The organism is Cellulophaga omnivescoria, from assembly GCF_027915275.1.
GTDB lineage: Bacteria > Bacteroidota > Bacteroidia > Flavobacteriales > Flavobacteriaceae > Cellulophaga > Cellulophaga omnivescoria.
In genome coordinates, this window is the sequence record NZ_CP115819.1 from 62,993 (window position 1) to 79,443 (window position 16,451).

9 protein-coding genes are annotated in these 16,451 nt (G+C 33.2%); 8 read left to right on the plus strand and 1 reads right to left on the minus strand.

Annotated elements, in window-relative coordinates; genetic code table 11:
- Positions 1-49: 49 nt before the first annotated feature.
- Positions 50-871 (minus strand): glycosyltransferase family 2 protein, encoded by an 822-nt coding sequence (locus PBN93_RS00365; RefSeq protein WP_077402480.1) that lies wholly within the window; start codon positions 869-871, stop codon positions 50-52.
- A gap of 80 nt (positions 872-951) precedes the next feature.
- Between PBN93_RS00365 and PBN93_RS00370 the strand changes: the two genes are divergently transcribed.
- The 8 genes from PBN93_RS00370 to PBN93_RS00405 all read left to right on the plus strand — a co-directional run bounded on the left by PBN93_RS00370 (position 952) and on the right by PBN93_RS00405 (position 16,438).
- Positions 952-1,809, plus strand: a complete 858-nt coding sequence (locus PBN93_RS00370; RefSeq protein WP_077402477.1) for an ATP-grasp fold amidoligase family protein — start codon at positions 952-954, stop codon at positions 1,807-1,809.
- Between the two features lie 39 nt (positions 1,810-1,848).
- Positions 1,849-2,685 (plus strand): glycosyltransferase family A protein, encoded by an 837-nt coding sequence (locus PBN93_RS00375; RefSeq protein ID WP_271081164.1) that lies wholly within the window; start codon positions 1,849-1,851, stop codon positions 2,683-2,685.
- Positions 2,686-2,816: 131 nt separating this feature from the next.
- Entirely contained in the window at positions 2,817-3,503 is a 687-nt protein-coding gene (locus tag PBN93_RS00380; RefSeq protein WP_077402471.1) for a phosphocholine cytidylyltransferase family protein, read from the plus strand.
- Positions 3,500-5,326 carry a CDP-glycerol glycerophosphotransferase family protein gene (locus tag PBN93_RS00385; protein ID WP_271081165.1) on the plus strand — a complete coding sequence of 609 codons (1,827 nt, stop codon included), beginning with the start codon at positions 3,500-3,502 and terminating at the stop codon, positions 5,324-5,326. The genes PBN93_RS00380 and PBN93_RS00385 overlap by 4 nt, the downstream gene beginning before the upstream one ends.
- Positions 5,310-5,900 (plus strand): L-threonylcarbamoyladenylate synthase, encoded by a 591-nt coding sequence (locus PBN93_RS00390; RefSeq protein WP_271081166.1) that lies wholly within the window; start codon positions 5,310-5,312, stop codon positions 5,898-5,900. Before PBN93_RS00385 ends, PBN93_RS00390 begins: the two co-directional genes overlap by 17 nt.
- 2 nt (positions 5,901-5,902) lie before the next feature.
- Positions 5,903-7,318: a CCA tRNA nucleotidyltransferase gene (locus tag PBN93_RS00395; RefSeq protein WP_271081167.1), complete on the plus strand. Its 1,416-nt coding sequence runs from the start codon at positions 5,903-5,905 to the stop codon at positions 7,316-7,318.
- A gap of 440 nt (positions 7,319-7,758) precedes the next feature.
- Positions 7,759-15,459: an Ig-like domain-containing protein gene (locus PBN93_RS00400; protein WP_271081168.1), complete on the plus strand. Its 7,701-nt coding sequence runs from the start codon at positions 7,759-7,761 to the stop codon at positions 15,457-15,459.
- 37 nt (positions 15,460-15,496) lie between these two features.
- The gene (locus tag PBN93_RS00405; RefSeq protein ID WP_077403228.1) at positions 15,497-16,438 is read left to right on the plus strand and encodes a PorP/SprF family type IX secretion system membrane protein; all 942 of its coding nucleotides are present in this window, start codon (positions 15,497-15,499) and stop codon (positions 16,436-16,438) included.
- Positions 16,439-16,451: the final 13 nt, after the last annotated feature.

Below are 16,451 nucleotides of genomic sequence, written 5' to 3' on the forward strand. Positions count from 1 at the left end.
GAAACAAAAAGCCCACAATTAGAATTGTGGGCTTTTTGTTTTAAGTAAATTAATCTTTATTAATTCCAAACTTAGTTGTTTTATGCTTTAAATTACGTGTATCTTTTCTAATATCATTATTTATTTTCCAGCTTTCTTTATTTGCATAACCTCTAGGATGATCCAAGTGTATAACAATAGCACTGTACCTTATTTGCTTCGTTTTTATTCCTAAATTAACTAAGCGCTCACCTAATTCTCTATCTTGACCGCCATACTGCATACGTTCATCAAAACCATTAACTGCTAAAATATCCTTTTTCCAACCAGAAGAATTGTGTCCGTTCCATGTAGCTTTGGTAGTAGTAACTGTATTTAAAAATTTAGCTCCAAAACCAGTAAACCTTAATTTATTATTTTTAAAAGACGCATTTAATCCACGTTTTTTTAACCATGAAATTGAAAAACATATATTTGTTTCAATATCTTCTTTAGAAATTAATTTTGATATATTCATAGGAAGCTTAAAATAACCCCCAGATAAAAAATATCCTTCTTCTTTATAATTATTGTGAATTTCTACAAAGTCTTTTCTTGGTATACAATCTCCATCAGACATTATAATATAAGGAGCTCTAGTTTCTACAATTGCTTTATTTAATATTTGAGATTTTTGGAAGCCATTATCTTTATGCCAAACGTGACTTATACTATAATTTACAACTTTCTTTAACTCTTCTATAGCTTTTTTAGTTTCTTCTCTAGATCCGTCATCCGCAATAACAACTTCAAAATTATTTATTGTTTGTGTGTCATAACCCCAAAGTACTTTTTTTAGCCACTCTACTGAATTGTATGTACTTATTATAATGGAAATGTCTGGTGCTTTCATATAAAATTAAAAATGATAACAAAAGTACTAAGGATTATTTTAATAATCTTTACTTTTGAAAAACAATACTAAATAGAAAAATGATATTAAGAAAATTTTGGGTAAAACTCATTAAAACATTTAAATTTTTGCCTCAAAAATTTTATGTTAAGCATTACTATGAGTATTATACGGGCAAAAAATTAGATTATAACAATCCAATAGAATTTAATCAAAAATTATCATGGTATAAAGTATTTTACAGAAATCCTCTATTACCAAAGTTAGTAGACAAATACGCTGTAAGAGAATTTGTAGAAGAAAAGATAGGCAAACAATACTTAAATGATTGTATAGGAGTTTATAATTCTCCAAAAGAAATTGACTGGCAGAAATTACCAGAAAAATTTGTTATTAAAGGTGTTCACGGATGTAATTTTAATTTGGTGGTAACAGACAAATCTAAAGTCAATAAAACCAAAGCTAACTTAAAAATGTATAAATGGTTAAACAAAAACCAATACTATAGAGGAGGATTAGAATGGGCCTATAAAAATGTAAAACCAAGGCTAATTATTGAACAGTTTATGCAAGATAAAATAACTAATGATTTAATAGATTATAAGTTTTATTGTTTTGACGGTGAACCAAAATTTTTAATTGCTCAGTCTGATACTTTAGGAAAATATTTTTATAGTTTAAATTGGGAGAAAATGCCATTTGGTTGGAAGAAAAAAGACCCAAATAAAATTAATAAGCCCACTAATTTTAATGAACTTATTGCTTTGTCAAAAAAATTATCTAAAGGATTTCCTTTTGTTAGAGTTGATTTTTACTCTGTAAATGGTTCATCTGTTTTTGGAGAAATGACCTTTTACCCTACAGATGCTCGAAAAGAATTTTATCCTGATGGATACAATAAAATTGTAGGTGATTACTTTAAACTACCATCAGTTTAATATAAATTATTCTAATAATCTTACTTAACAAAAATATAAATGAAAGTATTTAAAGAGTTACCCCATTCTATATACCATACTTGCAAGTATAGATTAAAATCACAAAAAAAATTAATACAACATAAAGATAGCATCCCTGTAATAGTCTCTTTAACTTCTATACCAACTAGGTTAAATAATTTAGATTTGGTTATAAAAAGTATTTTAAATCAGACGGTGTTACCAGAAAAAATAATTTTATGGTTAAATGATTCATTAAAAAATAATTTACCAAAAAAACTTGTTAAATTAGAGTCTAAAATATTTCAAATTAAATTCTCTAATTTAACCTGCTCTCACAGAAAACTTATACATACTTTAGAGGAAAATTTATCTTCGATAATTGTAACCTGTGATGATGATCAAATGTACCAAAAAAATTGGTTAGAATTGTTGTACCAAGAGCACTTAAAACATAAAAATTGTATTATCGCTCATAGAGCAACACAAATAAAAATGAATAAAAATGGCAGCTACTTGCCATTTATTAAATGGAGGACTCGAGAAGAAACTAATTTACATAACCCTTACTTACCTATAGGATCTTGGGGAGTATTATACCCTCCTAACTCTATGCCCAATACAATATTTAATAAAAACTTATTTTTAAAATTAACACCTAAGGCAGATGACTTATGGTTTAAAGGAATGTCTTTATTAAATAATACATTAACTAAAGAATCTAGTGTTAAGCCTAAACTACCTGTACCTATTATGGGAAGTCAAAAAGTATCTCTTAAAGAAGAAAATGTTAAAAAGAAGAAAAATGAGACGCAGTGGCAAGCACTGTCTGACCATTTTGACTTAGATTCAATTTTAAAAAAACAAAAAGGGTAAGTTATTTCTGAAAAAAAGCAAAAAAAATTTATCAATCTAAATAAAATATTTTATGTTGCTAACTTATTTAAGTTTTAAGCATCTATAACTTAAACAAATCATTGATACCCTAAATTATTAAAGAACTTAAAATGAAAATAGTAATACTTGCTGCTGGTATAGGATCTAGATTGGGAAACCCTTTTCCTAAGCCACTTACTAAACTAAAAAATGGTAAAAGCATCATGCAAATGCAGATTGAAAATCTGTCTAAAATATTCAATCCTAATGATATAAGTGTGGTTGTTGGTTTTAAAAAAGATTTAATTATGGAACGCTTCCCAGAATTAAACTACATATACAATCCTTTTTTTGACTGTACTAACACATCTAAAAGCTTATTAAGAGCATTAGTAAAAAATGTAAATCAATCTGTGCTATGGTTAAATGGTGATGTTGTTTTTGATGAAACTCTTTTAAATACTTTATTACCTATAATAAAAACCGACAATTCTTTTGTTGCTGTTAATACTAATAGCGTTGCAGACGAAGAAATAAAATATACATTAAAAGATAATTTTATCTTTAAGCTTTCTAAGTCTGTAAAAAATGGTCTTGGTGAAGCCGTAGGCATAAATTACATAGCAAAAAAAGATATCCAATCATTTATTAAGAGATTGGAAGAATGTGATGATAATGATTACTTTGAAAAAGGCCTTGAATTAGCCATAGAAAAAGACAAGGTAGCATTATCTGCTGTTGATATCTCTAAGCATAACTGTATGGAGGTAGATTTTAAAGAAGATTTAGTGAATGCCAACAATTTATTTTATAAATGAAAGTAATTTTATTTTGTCAAAATGCATATGCCTTTGGAATCCTAAATCCAATTAAAAATTTATTGATTGAAAAAGGAGATGATTTTTTATGGTACATTGACTCTAAACTTACCCAAAAATTCCCTTACAAAACAGATAATTACACTACCAGAATAGTAGACCTACAACTTTACCAAAGCGATATTATATTTTCTCCAGGAAATGAAGTCCCTTATTACATACAAGGAGTTAAAGTGCAAATATTTCATGGCTTAGCAGGAGAAAAAAAAGGTCATTTCAAAATAAGACATTATTTTGATTTGTACTTAACTCAAGGACCCTATTTCACAAAAAAATTTCTAGAATTTCAGCGTAAATATAAAAATTTTGACGTTGTAGAAACTGGGTGGCCTAAATTAGATATCTACTATTCTGAAAAAAATAAATATGATACGGAAAAAAGCAAATTACTAAAAAGCTACAATGCTAAAAAAATAATTCTTTATGCACCTACTTTTTCACCTAGTCTTACTTCTGCCCCATTTTTGGTAAATGAAATTAAATCGATAGCTAAAAATACTAATTATTTAATACTTATTAAATTTCATGATTTAATGAGTAAAGACTTAATAAACATATACAAGATTATTTCAAAAGAAAATACAAACGTTATTTTTATAGAAGACAATAATATTATAAAATATTTACTGTTATCTGACTTAATGGTCAGCGATACTTCTTCTGTAATTTACGAATTTTTATTACTAAATAAACCAGTTATAACCTATAAAAACATTAACAAAACAATATTTTGGGATAATTCTACAAGTTATAATAACCTAAAAGAAAAAATAATCTCTAATCTTGAAAACGACCCATTTTCTAGTCAAAGAAAATATATTCAAGATGAATACCACCCATACTCAGATGGCAAATCTGCAGAGCGTATGTTAAATGCTGCTAAAAAATTTGTTCATAACAACGGTGTGCCTGCCAAGCGTAAGCTTCCTATAGATAGAGCTCTCAAAATTAATTCTATTTTTGGAAAACCACTAAAAAATACCTTTAATGATCTCAAGTCCGAAAAATTAAGTGCGTTATTAATTACATACAACGAAATTAGAAATATAGACGCTGTTATTGAGAATTTAAAATTTGCTGATGAAATTATAATTGTAGACTCGTATAGTACAGACGGAACAGTTGAAGCTATAAAAAAACATCCAAAAGTTTCTTTAATTCAAAGAGCATTCAAAAACTATTCTGACCAAAAAGCCTATGCTCTTAGTCTAGCTCAAAATAAATGGGTTTTATTTATTGATGCTGATGAAAGGATCCCTGATGATTTACAACACGAAATTTTAAAAACTATAAATAATAAAAACATAAATACTTCTGCTTTTTTTGTTTACAGAACATTTATGTTTCATAATAAAATATTACGCTTTTGTGGTTGGCAAAATGATAAAAATTACCGCCTTTTTAATAAAGAAAAAGTAAAATTTTCTACTAAAAGAATTGTGCATGAAACGTTAGAAGTTGAAGGAAAATCTTCCGTACTTAAAAATAAATTAATTCATTATGCTTATTATGATTATAACGTATACAAACAGAAAAGAATTAAGTATGAAGAGTTAAAAGCTCAAGAAGATTTTGCTAAAAACAAAAAAGCAACTGTTTTTCATCTTTACATAAAACCAATAGGTAAATTTTTAGAACATTACATAGTTAAATTTGGTATTTTAGACGGTAAAAAAGGAGTTATAATAAGTTATCTTTATGCTTATGCTACTAAAAAAAGATATATAAAACTACGAGAATTACACAATGGCACACAAGAATAAACCCGATCAAAGTTTAATTGAGGAAGTAAACAATTGCATAACTGTTTTACAAAACGGTGGCGTTATTTTATATCCTACAGACACTGTTTGGGGTATTGGCTGCGATGCCACTAATGAAGATGCAGTAAATAAAATTTACAAGCTAAAAAAAAGAGTCAATACAAAAACTATGATTTGTTTGGTAGCTAATGATTTTATGCTAGAAAAACACGTAGAGAAAGTTCCCGAAGTTGCTTTTGACATAATAGATATTACAGACAAACCAACAACAATTGTATATGATAATCCAAAAAATATAGCTCAAAATCTTATCGCTAAAGACAATAGCTTAGCAATTAGAGTAGCAACAGACCAATTTTGTCAATATTTAATAAGTAAGTTTAAAAAACCTATTGTTTCTACTTCTGCTAACCTTTCTGGTGAACCAACAGCTAAAAGTTTTAAAGAAATAAGTTCTGATATTTTAAAAGGTGTAGACTATGCCGTAAATTTGCAGCGTAACATACAAAAAGTCACCCCTTCATCAATAATTAAATTAAGTAATGATGGTACGGTAAAGGTGATTCGGAAATAGGAATGACGCAAGAAAACTACAAAGACGCAATAAAAGACCCAATTTTTTTAGTAATAGCAGAAGCGGCTGCAGAACTTAATGTAGCATCCTACGTTATTGGTGGCTTTGTACGTGATTTTCTTTTAAAAAGAGGAACCCCTAAAGATATAGACGTTGTTGCTGTTGGTAGTGGTATAGATTTAGCCCAAAAGGTTGCATCTAAACTACCTAATAATCCAAAAGTATCTGTGTTTAAAAACTTTGGTACTGCTATGCTAAAGTATAAAGACTTAGAATTAGAATTTGTAGGTGCGCGTAAAGAAAGTTACCATGAAGATAGTAGAAAACCTATAGTTGAAAATGGCACCCTTGAGGACGACCAAAATAGAAGAGATTTTACCATTAACGCAATGGCAATTTCTTTAAATAAAGATACATATGGTAATTTGCTAGATCCTTTTAATGGAATAAACGATTTAACCAATAAAACAATTAAAACTCCCTTAGAGCCTGGTATAACCTATTCTGATGATCCATTACGTATGATGAGAGCAATACGTTTTGCAACTCAACTACAGTTTAACATTGAAGAAAAATCATTTGCATCTATAGCAGAAAATAAAGACAGAATTAAAATTATATCTAAAGAACGTATTGTTGATGAGTTAAATAAAATTATGTCTAGCTCAAAACCATCTATAGGCTTTGCACTGCTTCATAAATCACAATTATTACCATTTATTTTACCAGAGTTGAGTGCTCTGCAAGGTATAGAGGAAATTGAAGGTCATAAACATAAAGACAATTTTTGGCACACTTTAGAGGTAGTAGATAATATCTCTAAAAATACAGATAATTTATGGTTGCGTTGGGCTGCGTTACTACATGATATTGGTAAAGCACCAACAAAAAAGTTTCATAAAAAAAAGGGGTGGACATTTAGAGGTCATGAATTTGTTGGTTCTAAAATGGTTTACAAATTGTTTAAGCGATTACGTATGCCATTAAATGATAAAATGAAGTATGTACAAAAAATGGTGTTAATGAGCTCTAGACCAATAGTGCTTTCTGAAGATTTTGTAACTGATTCCGCAGTTAGACGTTTAATTTTTGATGCCGGTGAAAATATAGAAGACCTTATGACTTTATGTGAGGCAGATATCACCACAAAAAACACTAAAAAGCAACGTAAATACCGTAACAACTTTAAATTAGTAAGACAAAAAATTGTAGAGGTAGAAGAAAGAGATCAAATTCGTAATTTTCAGCCACCAGTTACAGGTGAAGAAATTATGAAAACCTTCAATTTACAGCCCTCTAAAGAGATTGGTATACTTAAAGAAGCTATTAAAGAAGCCATATTAGACGGCACTATTCCTAACGAGTATGATGCTGCTTATAATTTTATGCTAAAAAAAGGAAAAGAACTAGGATTATAGCGCCTCACAATTACCTATTTGCCAGCAAATACAACACTTTATATTGTTCATAAAAACATAAACATACATTTTTTATGTTTTCCTTCACATACACTTTTCTACCATTCATCTACACTTTCTTCGTGTTAGACAACATATAATTATTTAACCATTTATTCATAGGTATATTTGAATAAAACAGGTTAAAAGAAGTGTTTTCTCATTTATAAAAACATTACACTTAGTTTTTTTCCTATCAATAAAAAACGAAGCACTTTTTAAAATTAAACGTAACCATTAACCCCTTTTAAATGAAAAATTTCCATTCAATGATTTTTTCAAAGTTTAATGTCAAAAAAAAAATCATAATAAACTTTTTCTGTCTATTATTCATTACCACAAGTTTTGCTCAGTTAAGTGATTTGCACTATTTACCTCCTCTAACTCAAACAGGTAATCATATGAGCAATCAAGCAATATATCTATCTACACCAGAAACAACTGCTTTTGATGTAAATATATATATTGGAACATCTGTAACACCTATAAGTACAGTATCTGTATCCAATGCACTGCCATATACTTATACATTAGCTAATAATGATAATGGTATAACAATGTTACCAGATGCTGATGTAGGAGTCATACTCTCTACTGCTGGACTTCGATTTGAATCTGCTTCTGGAGAAAAATTTTATGTAAACTACAGAGGTAGAAATGGTGCACAAGGTGCTTCTTTAACTTCTAAGGGTAGAGCTGCTCTAGGTACACATTTTAAATGGGGTGGTATTCCTTTTTTACACGACAGAAATATATACAATGCAACATTAGGCATAATGGCTACAGAAGATAATACAACTGTAGTCGTATCAGATTATGACCCCAATTGTGTTTTTAGACAAGGAACTAATGCGGTTGGCTTAACTGATGATATTATAACTATTACATTAGATAAAGGAGAAACATACGTATTAGAGTCTGTTGGTAATAATGGAGATGCAAATAGGTATGGATGGGTTGGAGCTGACATAACAGCTGATAAAGATATAGCTATTAGTAACGGAAATATTTTAGTTGGAGTTGTTGCTGGCTCAGACCTTCAGGATGCTGGTATAGACCAGCCAGTACCTATTGATATAATAGGCAGAGAATATGTTTTTATTAGAGGTAATGGTAGTAACGCATTAGAATTTCCTGTTATAATAGGTACTGCTAATGGAACTGATATTTTCATTAATGGTTCTTCAACTCCTATTGCAACTATAAACAATGGCGAATATTTTATTATCCCTGGAGCAAATTATACTGGTAGTTCTCCTGGTAGTAATATGACAGTAACAACATCTAAAAATGTATATGCTTACCAGTGTTTAGCTGGTAATTCTTCTGCAGCAACAACAGGAATGAATTTTATTGCTCCTGTAAACTGTTTACTTCCAGATAATTTAAATAATATAGGAAATATTGAAGATTTAGTTGGAATTAATTTATCTAATGCAGGTTTAACTATACTAGCTTCAAATAGTACACCAGACGCTAACATTATTGTAACAGATGGTAGCGGCACTGTAACTTTACCTGCAGCCCAAATGGCAAATGGTTTAGCTTGGAAAAGTTTTTATATACCTAACCTAACTGGTAATGTATCTGTACAGTCATCTGGTTCAATAGCTGTTGGTGTTATTGGATTAAGTGGTTCATTAGGTATTGGAGGTTATTTCTCAGGATTCGATACTGTACCAGTTGTAGACTATACAATTACAGGTTCTGGTTGTTTAGGAAGTACAATTTCACTTACCGAAACTTTTGATTCTTATCAATGGTATAGAGATGGCGTTGCTATACCTGGTGCCGTAACAAGTAACTATACACCAACACAAATAGGAGAGCATTATGTAAATGTTTCTAAAAGTGGATGTGATTATAATTCAAATGTAATTCAAGTGTTTTATTGTCAGCCAGATATACTTGTTGAAAAAACTGCTGATAAGAGCACAATTTCTGAAGGAGAAAATATAACTTTTACTATTACAGTTGAAAGCCTTGGAGTTGATGATGTAACAAATTTAGTAATTGAAGATATATTACCTACGGGCCTAACCCTTTTTAGTGTATCTCCTAGTAAAGGCACTTGGTCTTCTCCTAATTGGACTATAGGTACTATGGTTAAAGGAGAAAAACAAAATTTAACTATAATTGCAACTGCAGATGATGTTGTTGCTCCTACGACAAGTATAGATGTAACAAATACAGTAGATAATACCCAAGACCAAATTGACTCTAACGCTTCTACTGATGATTTGAGTGAAACTATTACAATTGAAAATTTAGATGATGATGGTGATGGTGATCCTGACACTACAGATTCTAACCCTTTAGACCCTTGTATATTTAGCGTTAATCAAGTAAGTGCAAATACAGACAGTAATTGGGATAATGCTGATTGTGATGGTGATGGAATAGATAATGGAACAGAAATTACTAATGGAACAGATCCATATAATAATGATACAACTCCTCCTACAACTCCTACGGTTGATAGTCTAGTTACTAATGATACTACACCTGTTCTTACAGGTACGGCTGAACCTAACTCTACTATTACTGTTGTTGTGGGTGGTGCTACATATACTACTACTGCTAACGCTTCTGGTGACTGGACTATTGATACTCAAACAGCTACTCCAGATAGTGGAACTTTTAGCCCTAATGTTAATGGTACTAATGAAGTACAGGTTACTAGTACTGATGCGGCTGGGAATAGCACTAATGATGCTACTGCTTTAGAATTAACTATTGATACTACAGACCCTACAACTCCTACGGTTGATAGTCAAGTTACTAATGATACTACACCTGTTCTTACAGGTACGGCTGAACCTAACTCTACTATTACTGTTGTTGTGGGTGGTGCTACATACACTACTACTGCTAACGTTTCTGGTGACTGGACTATTGATACTCAAACAGCTACTCCAGATAGTGGAACTTTTAGCCCTAATGTTAATGGTACTAATGAAGTACAGGTTACTAGTACTGATGCGGCTGGGAATAGCACTAATGATGCTACTACTTTAGAATTAACTATTGATACTACAGACCCTACAACTCCTACGGTTGATAGTCTAGTTACTAATGATACTACACCTGTTCTTACAGGTACGGCTGAACCTAACTCTACTATTACTGTTGTTGTGGGTGGTGCTACATACACTACTACTGCTAACGCTTCTGGTGACTGGACTATTGATACTCAAACAGCTACTCCAGATAGCGGAACTTTTAGCCCTAATGTTAATGGTACTAATGAAGTACAGGTTACTAGTACTGATGCGGCTGGGAATAGCACTAATGATGCTACTACTTTAGAATTAACTATTGATACTACAGACCCTACAACTCCTACGGTTGATAGTCTAGTTACTAATGATACTACACCTGTTCTTACAGGTACGGCTGAACCTAACTCTACTATTACTGTTGTTGTGGGTGGTGCTACATATACTACTACTGCTAACGCTTCTGGTGACTGGACTATTGATACTCAAACAGCTACTCCAGATAGTGGAACTTTTAGCCCTAATGTTAATGGTACTAATGAAGTACAGGTTACTAGTACTGATGCGGCTGGGAATAGCACTAATGATGCTACTGCTTTAGAATTAACTATTGATACTACAGACCCTACAACTCCTACGGTTGATAGTCAAGTTACTAATGATACTACACCTGTTCTTACAGGTACGGCTGAACCTAACTCTACTATTACTGTTGTTGTGGGTGGTGCTACATATACTACTACTGCTAACGCTTCTGGTGACTGGACTATTGATACTCAAACAGCTACTCCAGATAGTGGAACTTTTAGCCCTAATGTTAATGGTACTAATGAAGTACAGGTTACTAGTACTGATGCGGCTGGGAATAGCACTAATGATGCTACTGCTTTAGAATTAACTATTGATACTACAGATCCTACAACTCCTACGGTTGATAGTCAAGTTACTAATGATACTACACCTGTTCTTACAGGTACGGCTGAACCTAACTCTACTATTACTGTTGTTGTGGGTGGTGCTACATACACTACTACTGCTAACGCTTCTGGTGACTGGACTATTGATACTCAAACAGCTACTCCAGATAGCGGAACTTTTAGCCCTAATGTTAATGGTACTAATGAAGTACAGGTTACTAGTACTGATGCGGCTGGGAATAGCACTAATGATGCTACTACTTTAGAATTAACTATTGATACTACAGATCCTACAACTCCTACGGTTGATAGTCAAGTTACTAATGATACTACACCTGTTCTTACAGGTACGGCTGAACCTAACTCTACTATTACTGTTGTTGTGGGTGGTGCTACATACACTACTACTGCTAACGCTTCTGGTGACTGGACTATTGATACTCAAACAGCTACTCCAGATAGCGGAACTTTTAGCCCTAATGTTAATGGTACTAATGAAGTACAGGTTACTAGTACTGATGCGGCTGGGAATAGCACTAATGATGCTACTACTTTAGAATTAACTATTGATACTACAGACCCTACAACTCCTACGGTTGATAGTCTAGTTACTAATGATACTACACCTGTTCTTACAGGTACGGCTGAACCTAACTCTACTATTACTGTTGTTGTGGGTGGTGCTACATACACTACTACTGCTAACGCTTCTGGTGACTGGACTATTGATACTCAAACAGCTACTCCAGATAGTGGAACTTTTAGCCCTAATGTTAATGGTACTAATGAAGTACAGGTTACTAGTACTGATGCGGCTGGGAATAGCACTAATGATGCTACTACTTTAGAATTAACTATTGATACTACAGACCCTACAACTCCTACGGTTGATAGTCTAGTTACTAATGATACTACACCTGTTCTTACAGGTACGGCTGAACCTAACTCTACTATTACTGTTGTTGTGGGTGGTGCTACATATACTACTACTGCTAACGCTTCTGGTGACTGGACTATTGATACTCAAACAGCTACTCCAGATAGTGGAACTTTTAGCCCTAATGTTAATGGTACTAATGAAGTACAGGTTACTAGTACTGATGCGGCTGGGAATAGCACTAATGATGCTACTGCTTTAGAATTAACTATTGATACTACAGACCCTACAACTCCTACGGTTGATAGTCAAGTTACTAATGATACTACACCTGTTCTTACAGGTACGGCTGAACCTAACTCTACTATTACTGTTGTTGTGGGTGGTGCTACATACACTACTACTGCTAACGTTTCTGGTGACTGGACTATTGATACTCAAACAGCTACTCCAGATAGTGGAACTTTTAGCCCTAATGTTAATGGTACTAATGAAGTACAGGTTACTAGTACTGATGCGGCTGGGAATAGCACTAATGATGCTACTACTTTAGAATTAACTATTGATACTACAGACCCTACAACTCCTACGGTTGATAGTCTAGTTACTAATGATACTACACCTGTTCTTACAGGTACGGCTGAACCTAACTCTACTATTACTGTTGTTGTGGGTGGTGCTACATACACTACTACTGCTAACGCTTCTGGTGACTGGACTATTGATACTCAAACAGCTACTCCAGATAGTGGAACTTTTAGCCCTAATGTTAATGGTACTAATGAAGTACAGGTTACTAGTACTGATGCGGCTGGGAATAGCACTAATGATGCTACTACTTTAGAATTAACTATTGATACTACAGACCCTACAACTCCTACGGTTGATAGTCTAGTTACTAATGATACTACACCTGTTCTTACAGGTACGGCTGAACCTAACTCTACTATTACTGTTGTTGTGGGTGGTGCTACATATACTACTACTGCTAACGCTTCTGGTGACTGGACTATTGATACTCAAACAGCTACTCCAGATAGTGGAACTTTTAGCCCTAATGTTAATGGTACTAATGAAGTACAGGTTACTAGTACTGATGCGGCTGGGAATAGCACTAATGATGCTACTGCTTTAGAATTAACTATTGATACTACAGATCCTACAACTCCTACGGTTGATAGTCAAGTTACTAATGATACTACACCTGTTCTTACAGGTACGGCTGAACCTAACTCTACTATTACTGTTGTTGTGGGTGGTGCTACATACACTACTACTGCTAACGCTTCTGGTGACTGGACTATTGATACTCAAACAGCTACTCCAGATAGCGGAACTTTTAGCCCTAATGTTAATGGTACTAATGAAGTACAGGTTACTAGTACTGATGCGGCTGGGAATAGCACTAATGATGCTACTACTTTAGAATTAACTATTGATACTACAGATCCTACAACTCCTACGGTTGATAGTCAAGTTACTAATGATACTACACCTGTTCTTACAGGTACGGCTGAACCTAACTCTACTATTACTGTTGTTGTGGGTGGTGCTACATACACTACTACTGCTAACGCTTCTGGTGACTGGACTATTGATACTCAAACAGCTACTCCAGATAGCGGAACTTTTAGCCCTAATGTTAATGGTACTAATGAAGTACAGGTTACTAGTACTGATGCGGCTGGGAATAGCACTAATGATGCTACTACTTTAGAATTAACTATTGATACTACAGACCCTACAACTCCTACGGTAGCTATTACTGAAGATACTAATAATGACGGTTTAATTTCTCAAGATGAATTAGTGGGTGATATTGATGCTACTATTACTCTTCCGGCTGATGCTGTGGCAGGTGATACTGTAACTATTACTGATGGTAATGGAAACTCTCAAGACATTGTTCTTAATGCTACAGATATTACTAGTGGTACTATTAATGTTGTAATTACTAATCCTGGTGATGGTAACTCTATTAATGTAACTGCTAATATTACAGATGTTGCTGGGAACGTTGGCCCTAATAGCACTGCTGATTCGGCTACTATTGATACAACTCCTCCTACTGCACCTACAGTAACTATTACTGAAGACACTAACAATGACGGTTTAATTTCTCAAAATGAATTAGTGGGTGATATTGATGCTACTATTACTCTTACGGCTGATGCCGTGGCAGGTGATACTGTAACTATTACTGATGGTAATGGAAACTCTCAAGACATTGTTCTTAATGCTACAGATATTACTAATGGTACTATTAATGTTATAATTGCTAATCCTGGTGATGGTAACTCTATTAATGTTACTGCTAATATTACAGATGTTGCTGGGAACGTTGGCCCTAATAGCGCTGCTGATTCGGCTACTATTGATTCTACTGATCCTATAGTAGATAGCTTTACAGCTAATACAACTTCTCCTTTATTAACAGGTCAAGGAAATTCTAATGAACTTCTATTAATTGATTTAGATACAGATGGTGATGGTGTAATTGATGTTTCATATTCGGTAACAACAGATTCTACAGGAAATTGGAGCATTGATACGGCTACAGCAATACCAGATAATGGTACATTTCCAATATTAGAAGATGAAGACACCATAGAAATAATAGCTACAGATTCAGCTGGAAATATTGGTACTGGTACAGTTTTACTTTCTATTGATTCTGATAATGATGGATTATCTGATAATGAAGAAGCGGCTTTAGGTACAGATCCTAATAACCCTGATACTGATGGGGATTCTATTATAGACGGACAAGAAGTTACTGATAATACCAACCCGCTTGATGACTGTGACTCTAACGGTGGTACTCCTCTAGACTCTAGTGATTGTGATATGGACGGATTAACTAACGCGGAAGAAGCGGCTTTAGGTACTGATCCTTTTAACCCAGATTCAGATGGTGATTTAATTTTAGATGGTAAAGAAGTAGATGATGAAACAAACCCACTTGATCCTTGTGATAATATTGGTGGTACTCCTCCTGAAGGTTCGGCTTGTGATATCTCTATTTACAACGACCTTGTGGGGCCTGGTGTAGATGATGGTTACTTTAGAATTATTAATATTGAGCAGTTCCCTAACAATACTGTACAAATCTACAACAGATGGGGTGTTATTGTTTTTGAAACTAATGGATATGATCGTGGTTCTAACGTTTTTAGAGGTATATCTAACGGGAGAGTCGTAATTAATAAAAATGAAGAACTTCCTGCTGGTGTTTACTACTACATTATTAATTACAATAATAACGGACTAAACAAATCTAAAGCTGGATATTTATATCTAAATAGGTAACTTTAAACACAACCATTAAACGCATAAATCATAAATTATGAAAAAATTATTTGTTAGTATTGTTCTTATTTTTCTTGCTGTGCAGAACTCTTCTGCTCAACAAGATGCTCAATACACCCAATATATGTATAACACCATTGCTATTAACCCTGCATACGCTGGATCTAGAGGTGTGTTTAGTATTGCTGCACTGCATAGATCGCAATGGGTAGGACTTGATGGTGCGCCTACTACTCAAACTCTTAACCTTAACTCTCCTGTCTCTAGAAGAGTGGGACTTGGACTTTCTGTAGTTCATGATGAAATTGGTAACGGTACCAATCAAGATACGTACATAGATGCTGCTTTCTCATATACAGTTCCTACTGGGGATCAAGGTAAACTATCGTTTGGACTTAAAGCTGGTGGGCATTTCTTAAATCTTGACTTTTCTAAACTTGCTAATTACAGGCAAGAGTCTACCCCTGCTGGATATGATGATATCGAGAAAAAATTCTCCCCTAATTTTGGAGCTGGTATCTATTACCATACTGATAAATTCTATGCGGGTATATCGGTACCTAACTTTTTAGAAACCGAACATTTTGATAATTCAGAAGGACAAAACAGTTCTTTTGTTGCCGTAGAGCGTATGAACTTGTATTTAATTACAGGATATGTTTTTGAACTTAATAGAGACTTAAAACTTAAACCTGCGGCACTTATTAAAGCGGTTAAAGGAGCGCCATTACAAGCAGATTTATCCGCTACTTTTTTACTTAAAGATAAATTTAGCTTTGGAGCGGCTTACCGTTGGGATGCGGCTCTTAGTGCGCTGGTGGGATTTCAACTTAGTGACCAATTAATGCTTGGTTTAGCCTATGATAAAGAAACCACAGACCTTGGAAACACATCTTTTAACGATGGCTCTTTTGAAGTATTTTTAAGGTACGAGCTAAGATCAAGATATAAAAAAGTAATTACCCCTAGATTCTTCTAAAAAAACAAAACAA

Excerpts from the sequence above, each read along its gene's own strand:
- PBN93_RS00390 (WP_271081166.1), top strand. The coding sequence starts at position 5,310 with ATGGCACACAAGAATAAACCCGATCAAAGTTTAATTGAGGAAGTAAAC.
- PBN93_RS00365 (WP_077402480.1), bottom strand. The coding sequence starts at position 871 with ATGAAAGCACCAGACATTTCCATTATAATAAGTACATACAATTCAGTA.
- PBN93_RS00380 (WP_077402471.1), top strand. The coding sequence starts at position 2,817 with ATGAAAATAGTAATACTTGCTGCTGGTATAGGATCTAGATTGGGAAAC.
- PBN93_RS00400 (WP_271081168.1), top strand. The coding sequence starts at position 7,759 with ATGAGCAATCAAGCAATATATCTATCTACACCAGAAACAACTGCTTTT.
- PBN93_RS00370 (WP_077402477.1), top strand. The coding sequence starts at position 952 with ATGATATTAAGAAAATTTTGGGTAAAACTCATTAAAACATTTAAATTT.
- PBN93_RS00395 (WP_271081167.1), top strand. The coding sequence starts at position 5,903 with ATGACGCAAGAAAACTACAAAGACGCAATAAAAGACCCAATTTTTTTA.
- PBN93_RS00405 (WP_077403228.1), top strand. The coding sequence starts at position 15,497 with ATGAAAAAATTATTTGTTAGTATTGTTCTTATTTTTCTTGCTGTGCAG.
- PBN93_RS00385 (WP_271081165.1), top strand. The coding sequence starts at position 3,500 with ATGAAAGTAATTTTATTTTGTCAAAATGCATATGCCTTTGGAATCCTA.
- PBN93_RS00375 (WP_271081164.1), top strand. The coding sequence starts at position 1,849 with ATGAAAGTATTTAAAGAGTTACCCCATTCTATATACCATACTTGCAAG.